At 52.1% G+C, this 6,555-nt stretch carries 6 protein-coding genes and 2 pseudogenes; 7 read left to right on the top strand and 1 reads right to left on the bottom strand.

Translation table 11 applies throughout. From position 1 onward, the window contains the following. The coding region (locus BCA33_RS22985; RefSeq protein WP_139173064.1) for a transposase at window positions 1–131 on the bottom strand (131 nt) is incomplete at its 3' end. Window positions 132–382: 251 nt separating this feature from the next. On the opposite strand from BCA33_RS22985, the gene BCA33_RS19025 reads away from it, so the two are divergent. From BCA33_RS19025 to BCA33_RS20100, 7 genes and pseudogenes are all read left to right on the top strand, one after another. Continuing rightward, complete coding sequence (locus tag BCA33_RS19025; RefSeq protein WP_071268308.1) at window positions 383–646, top strand: DUF3303 domain-containing protein; 264 nt, start codon at window positions 383–385, stop codon at window positions 644–646. Between the two features lie 113 nt (window positions 647–759). Beyond that, window positions 760–1,185 (top strand): GNAT family N-acetyltransferase, encoded by a 426-nt coding sequence (locus tag BCA33_RS19020; RefSeq protein WP_071268306.1) that lies wholly within the window; start codon window positions 760–762, stop codon window positions 1,183–1,185. Window positions 1,186–1,264: 79 nt separating this feature from the next. Next, the gene (locus BCA33_RS19015) at window positions 1,265–2,143 is read left to right on the top strand and encodes a PhzF family phenazine biosynthesis protein (RefSeq protein ID WP_071268304.1); all 879 of its coding nucleotides are present in this window, start codon (window positions 1,265–1,267) and stop codon (window positions 2,141–2,143) included. A 158-nt stretch (window positions 2,144–2,301) separates the two neighbouring features. Next, window positions 2,302–3,884 (top strand): annotated as a pseudogene (locus BCA33_RS19010) (transposase). A 212-nt stretch (window positions 3,885–4,096) separates the two neighbouring features. Then, complete coding sequence (locus BCA33_RS19005) at window positions 4,097–4,513, top strand: hypothetical protein (protein WP_139173063.1); 417 nt, start codon at window positions 4,097–4,099, stop codon at window positions 4,511–4,513. A 23-nt stretch (window positions 4,514–4,536) separates the two neighbouring features. Next, on the top strand, window positions 4,537–4,842 hold the full coding sequence (locus BCA33_RS19000) for a chorismate mutase (protein ID WP_217632702.1): 306 nt from the start codon (window positions 4,537–4,539) through the stop codon (window positions 4,840–4,842). Window positions 4,843–5,015: 173 nt separating this feature from the next. Continuing rightward, window positions 5,016–6,555 (top strand): annotated as a pseudogene (locus tag BCA33_RS20100) (IS1182 family transposase); the annotation flags it as partial.

Here is a 6,555-nt window from a genome sequence, read left to right as displayed (position 1 = left end):
TTGTAGATCTGGCCAGGATGTATGCCCAGTTCCCGAGCAACGGACGCTGCCGTGCTACCCGGTTGATCGGCTCTTCTGACGGCTTCCCGACGGAATTCCTCAGTGTAGGCTTGGGTCTTTTTGCGACTCATGAAACACCTCCGCGCTAGGGGCTACCCTAACTATAGAAGGTGTCTACTATTCATGGGTAACTCGGTGCAATAATGAGGACGTCACGCGATTACAGTCTATGGAAAGTCGGGGGGGGGGTAAGTTGTTGGTATTTTGGAGTAAAAGCTTTCAGCTCCGGGATGGAGGTTGCGTAAAATGTGGAAGTCACGTTTTTGCAATAATGAGGCGTTCTATCTAATACGCTGTTAAGCACAGAAGTGGACTCTTGCCTATGAAGCAATACATGGTAATCGAGCGCTTCAAGCCCGGTTGCATAGAGGCAGTTTACGAGAGGCTTAGTTGCAAAGGTCGCATGCTGCCGCTGGGGCTTCACTTTGTGAACTCATGGGTAAACAAGGAACTCGGCATTTGCTACCAGCTTATGGAAACCGGTGACTCTCAATTGTTTAGCGTCTGGACTCAACACTGGAATGACCTCATCGAATTTGACATTGTGCCTGTGGATGGCCCATCTCAGAGTCAAAAAAATGCTTAACAAATAGTTGTAGTACGTTCCGGGCCTGGCGGCCCTACACCGGACGCCCATTTCGCTGCGCTACATGGGCGCCGCTAAACAAGGGCGTTATAAATCAAGGTATCGAGGCATACGTGATCATTAGACCAGCAGTCCGAAGGGATGAGGTTGACGTTGTGCGCCTGGCAAGCGGTTTGTCGCCCGAAACGAGCACTTTGTCCGAAGTTGAGAGTCACTTTTATGTGCTTCTCGAAACTGGCGGTCACCGTGTTTGGGTTGCTGAGGTTGATGGTGCCATTGTTGGCTGGCTTCATGCGTTCCTAGCTCTGCGGGTTGGAGTGGAACCATTTTTAGAAATCGGGGGCTTGGTGGTTCAGGAAGACAATCGAAGAGCAAATGTTGGCAGCGGGTTAGTACAAAAGGCGGCAGAATGGGCCAAATCTGAGGCGCTGGCGCTTCGTGTGCGATGTAATTCTAAGAAAGAGCCTGCGCACCGTTTTTACCAAGCTCTTGGTTTTCAGCCTCTGAAGCAGCAGCATGTATTCGAATTCAATTTATAACAATCCGCACCAGTACGCGGCCGATGGCCGCCGGACGTCCCTGGCGGGCCGCCGCTGTGCTCCGCGTTAGGAAATCAAAATGACTCTACGAACACTCCCCTTTTGGCTCGTCGACGTATTCGCTAGCCAGCCATTGTCAGGCAATGGGTTGAGTGTGTTCTTGCTTGATGACGACTTGCCCAAACATGCCATGCAGAGCATTACTCAGGAAATGCGCCAGTTCGAAACCATTTTCCTGCAGCGGACCGATCAACCATCAAAATTCAATGCTCGGATTTTCACAATGGAAGAGGAGCTTTCCTTCGCAGGGCACCCAGTCATCGGGGCAGCAGCTGTGCTTCATTCTGAGTTCTTCGGGACTCAAGATGAGGTTCTCCTTGAGTTTGTAATTCATGACCGAAGCATCAACTTGACTAGCCGTCGCCAAGGTGAGTCTTATGTCGCAGAAATGGATCAAGGAATTGCAACCATTGACCCCCCGATTTCAGCAGAGAGAAATGAAATCTTTTTGGAGGCGCTGAATCTTTCAAACACTGATCTGGCCTCAGGGCTTCCGTTACAGGTCGTTTCAACGGGACTTCCTTACCTAATCGTGCCTATAGCTTCCAACCTTGAGCGCGCTCGGATCGTTGTTTCTGACTTTGAGGCTTTGCTAGCGACAGTGGGTGCCAAATTTGTCTACGTTTTGGAAGTAAATGAACTCGAAGGACGCACCTGGGAAAATGATGGAAGTGTCGAAGATATCGCAACTGGTAGTGCAGCAGGGCCGGCAGCGGTGTATTTGGTTACACATGGGCGCGCCCCCGTAAGTGATACCCTTGTTTTGGCACAGGGACGATTTCTTGATAGGCCAAGCGAGCTTTATGCGACTGTTCAGGCAGGCTCTGAGCTAAACGTAACCATAAGGGGCAAAGTCTATTTGGTTGGTGATGGAACGCTGCGACTTCCTAACCAATAGTTCCAGTACGTTCCGGGCCTGAAGGCCCTCCACCGGACAGCCTTGTCGCCGCTTCGCTCTGCCAAGCTGTCGCTGAACAACGGCGTTGAGGCTGTAGAAAAACTCCGAATCGCGCCCCGGTTTTGCTAGGATCAGGCAAACGGACAAGGAATCGTCAGATGCCCAAAGCCAAACCCCGTTTCATACCCTACAACATCGACCAGAACGCGATGGTCGTCATCAACTATCAGGACCAGCTTCAGCCCGGCACCTTTGAACACGCGGTGCACTACCTGATCGAGCACAAGCTGGACCTGTCGATCTTCCATCCCAAGTACCGCAACGAAGACACCGGCCGTCTGGCCTACGATCCAGCCATCTTGCTGAAGATCATCCTGTTCGCCTATTCCAAGGGCATCAAGACCAGCCGCGAGATGCAGTGGTGCTGCGAGACCAACATCATCTTCAAGGCGTTGTCCTGCGATACCGTTCCTCATTTTACGACGCTGGCCAAGTTCGTCAGTAATCATGCTGATGAAATCGAAGAGCTGTTCGAGCAAGTCTTGCTGGTGTGCCACGAACAGGGGTTACTGGGTAACGAACTCTTCGCCATCGACGGCTGCAAGATGCCGTCGAATGCCGCCAAGGAATGGTCAGGCACTTTTAAAGAGCTGGAAGAGAAACGGAAGAAACTGCGACGACTGATCCGCCATCACCTGAAGGAGCACCATGAACGGGACGAGGCGGAAACCGAGGCCGAACTGGACCGGGACATCCGCCGAGCAAAGACCGTGCTTTCCCTGGACGAATCCCTGAACAAAGTGAACCGGTTCCTAAAGACGAACCGCCCAAGGATGGGCCGGGGGAAACGGAGCAAGGAAGTGAAGAGCAACATCACCGATAACGAAAGCGCCAAGATGACCACCAGCGAAGGCACGATCCAGGCTACAACGGGGTCGCCACGGTGGATAAGAAACACCAGATCATCATCGACGCCCAGGCCTTCGGTGAAGGTCAGGAACACCACACCCTGCAACCGGTACTGGAAACCGTCGAAGCCCGCTATAAAAAGTTGGGCATTGTCGAAGACATCTATCAGCAAGGGACTGTGATCACTGCTGACACTGGCTTCGCCAATGAAGCCAACATGAAATACCTGCACGAACGGCAGATCAACGGCTATGTGCCGGACAACAAATTCCGCAGCCGGGACCCGAAGTTCAGCCACCAGAAAGACAAATACGGCAAGCGGCACCAGAACCCGCCCGACACGGGCTGGAAAGAGGTCATCCCGGCCAGTGAGTTCCAGTTTGATCCGGTGAACCTGAGATGCATCTGTCCGACAGGCGAAAGCCTGAAATACCACGCCACCCGAGCCGATCAGAATGGCCAAAGCCGGGCCTACTTTCAGGGCCGTCTGTTGCAGTGTCGACACTGTCCGAAGAAACACCAGTGCATGCAGAACCCGGACGCTGCCAATCACCGGAAAGGCAAAGGACGACAGGTCTCATTCATCATCGAAAACAAGCGCCTACCCAACTACACGGATTGGATGAAGTACCGCGTCGACAGCCAGCAAGGCAAACAGATCTACAGTCACCGGATGTCGGTGGTGGAACCGGTGTTCGGCAACATCGGCAGCAATAAAAAACTGAACCGGTTCAGTCTGCGAGGCAAGAAAAAAGTGCAGGGCCAGTGGCAGCTTTACTGCCTGGTGCACAACATTGAGAAGCTGGCGAATTACGGACGAATGGCGGCATGATGAGATTGGAGTGCCCGAAAGGCAGCGCCTGGAAGACAGTCATACGAATACTGACGGCGTCATCGGACTGAAATGGCGGGTTGAACACCGGAATCCGGAGAATCGGCCAACTAATGGCCGGAACAACAACATTGGAAATCAGGCGGCGGAAACGGCTCGAAATCGGGTTTTTCTACAGCCTCGTTATGTGTAGGAAGGCTCAGGAGTATACGATGAAGAACAAACTAATAAGATCCCTCCTTGTATCAACACTAATTTTTTCTGGCTGCTCTGCAACTGGGACCAACCAAGGCTTGCAATCCAAATCGGTCCAGACTGAACTCGAAGCTGGAGAACTCGCAAGTGTGGAAAACGAGGTCCAGGAGCTAAAGAATCGAATCCTGAAGCTAGAATCAAGATTATCTTCAATTAAGGGAACAGGTGATGAGCCCGTCATAGTCAATGACGGGTGGAAGAGGCTAAAAAATTGGAGAAAACTGAAAACGGGAATGGATTATGAATCGGTGGAGAGAATACTTGGACCGGCTCACAAAATTGACGGAGGCATAATTGCCAATTGGTATTATAAAAATGACGGCCGAATTAACTTCTACGAAGGTTCGGTTCAGAGATGGGAAGAGCCAAACTAGCAACACATAATAAGGAGAATATTTTGAACACGGAAGTGGTTTGTACATCTATAGATGAAGTACGCGCAAATGTTGATTCGATCGATAGGGAAATTGTTGGGCTACTTGCCAAGCGTGGTGGTTTCGTTAAGCAGGCTGCGCGCTTTAAAAAGACCACTGATGATGTGAAAGCGCCTCAGCGAGTTGAGCAAGTTATTACTAAAGTCAGAACGCTTGCGGCAGAGGTTGGTGGCAATCCCGAAGTCACAGAGTCGGTCTATCGGGCCATGATTTCAGCATTCATTTCTGCCGAGTTGCAGGAACATGCTGACCTTGCCAGTAGCCGCTAAATACCATAACAAACCGCAGCAGTACGCGGCCGATGGCCGCCAGACGCCCTCTACATTGCGCCTTCGGCTCCATTCCAAGGTCGCCGCTGTGCTCAGCGTTGAGGCTGTAGAAAGACCCAAAAATTGCTTCTTGGGTTTGCTAGGATTGAGAAAACAGACAAGGAGCCGTCGGAATGCCCCGCTTCAAGCACTACAACTACGACCAGGATGCCATGGTCGTTATCAACTACCAGGAACAGCTCCAGCCGGGCACCTTTGAACACGCGGTGCATTATCTGATCGAGCACAAGCTGGATCTGTCAGTGTTTCACCCGAAATACCGCAACGACGATACTGGCCGCACGGCCTACGATCCGGCCATTCTGTTAAAGATTATCCTGTTCGCTTACTCCAAAGGCATCACCTCCAGCCGCGAGATCCAGTGGTGCTGCGAGACCAACATCATCTTTAAAGCGCTGTCCTGCGATACCGTCCCGCACTTCACCACCCTGGCCAAGTTTGTCAGTCTTCACGCCGATGAGATTGAAGAACTGTTCGAACAGGTGTTGTTGGTGTGCCACGAACAAGGCCTTCTGGGCAACGAGTTGTTCGCCATCGATGGCTGCAAAATGTCCTCAAACGCCGCCAAAGAATGGTCGGGCACCTTTAAAGAACTGGGCGAAAAGCGCGACAAACTAAAACGTCTGATTCGTCATCATCTGCGAGAACATCAAGAACGAGATGAGGCGGAAACCGAAGCCGAGTTAGATCGCGACATTCGGCGAGCCAAAACCGTCCTCTCTCTGGATGAGTCCCTGGAAAAAGTAGACCGTTTCCTAAAGACGAGCAGCCCAAGGATGGGCCAAGGGAAACGACGCAAGGAAGTGAAGAGCAACCTCACCGATAACGAAAGCGGCAAAATGACCACCAGCAAAGGCACGATCCAGGCTATAACGGTGTCGCCACGGTGGACAAGAAACACCAGATCATCATCGATGCCCAGACCTTCGGTGAAGGTCAGGAACATCACACCTTAAAGCCTGTACTGGAGACGGTTCAGCAGCGCTATAAAAAATTGGGCATCGTCGACGATATCTACCAAACCGGCGCAGTTGTTACGGCCGATACGGGCTTCGCCAACGAAGCAATATGCAATACCTGCACGACAAACAGATCAACGGTTACATCCCAGACAACCGCTTCCGCAGCCGTGACCCCAAGTTCTCCGGTCAGAAAACCAAGTACGGCAAGCGTCACCAGAACCAACCGAAGACCGGCTGGAAGCAAGTGATCCCGGCCAGCGAATTCCAGTTCGACCCCGTTGCGATGACCTGCATTTGCCCCGCTGGAGAATCCTTACATTACGAAGGCACGCGGAACGACCAAAATGGCGTGCCAAGAGCCCACTTCCAGGGCCGGTTATTACAGTGCCGCCATTGCCCAAAAAAGCACCAATGCATGCAAAACCCCAGCTCAGCGGATCACCGCAAAGGCAAAGGGCGGCAGGTCTCTTATGCCCTGGAACTCAAGCGAGGTCCGACGTATACCGACTGGATGAAACACCGGTGGATAGCAAACAAGGCAAAGCGATTTATAGCCACCGCATGTCGGTAGTGGAGCCCGTGTTCGGCAACATCGGCACGAACAAAAGACTGAATCGCTTCAGCTTGCGAGGCAAAAAGAAGGTGCAGGGTCAGTGGCAATTGTATTGCCTGGTGCACAACATTGAGAAAC

Source organism: Marinobacter sp. AC-23 (assembly GCF_001858325.1).
Taxonomy (GTDB): Bacteria; Pseudomonadota; Gammaproteobacteria; order Pseudomonadales; family Oleiphilaceae; genus Marinobacter.
This window is presented reverse-complemented; position numbering and strand designations above follow the sequence as displayed.

Excerpts from the sequence above, each read along its gene's own strand:
- BCA33_RS19025 (WP_071268308.1), top strand. The coding sequence starts at position 383 with ATGAAGCAATACATGGTAATCGAGCGCTTCAAGCCCGGTTGCATAGAG.
- BCA33_RS19015 (WP_071268304.1), top strand. The coding sequence starts at position 1,265 with ATGACTCTACGAACACTCCCCTTTTGGCTCGTCGACGTATTCGCTAGC.
- BCA33_RS19005 (WP_139173063.1), top strand. The coding sequence starts at position 4,097 with ATGAAGAACAAACTAATAAGATCCCTCCTTGTATCAACACTAATTTTT.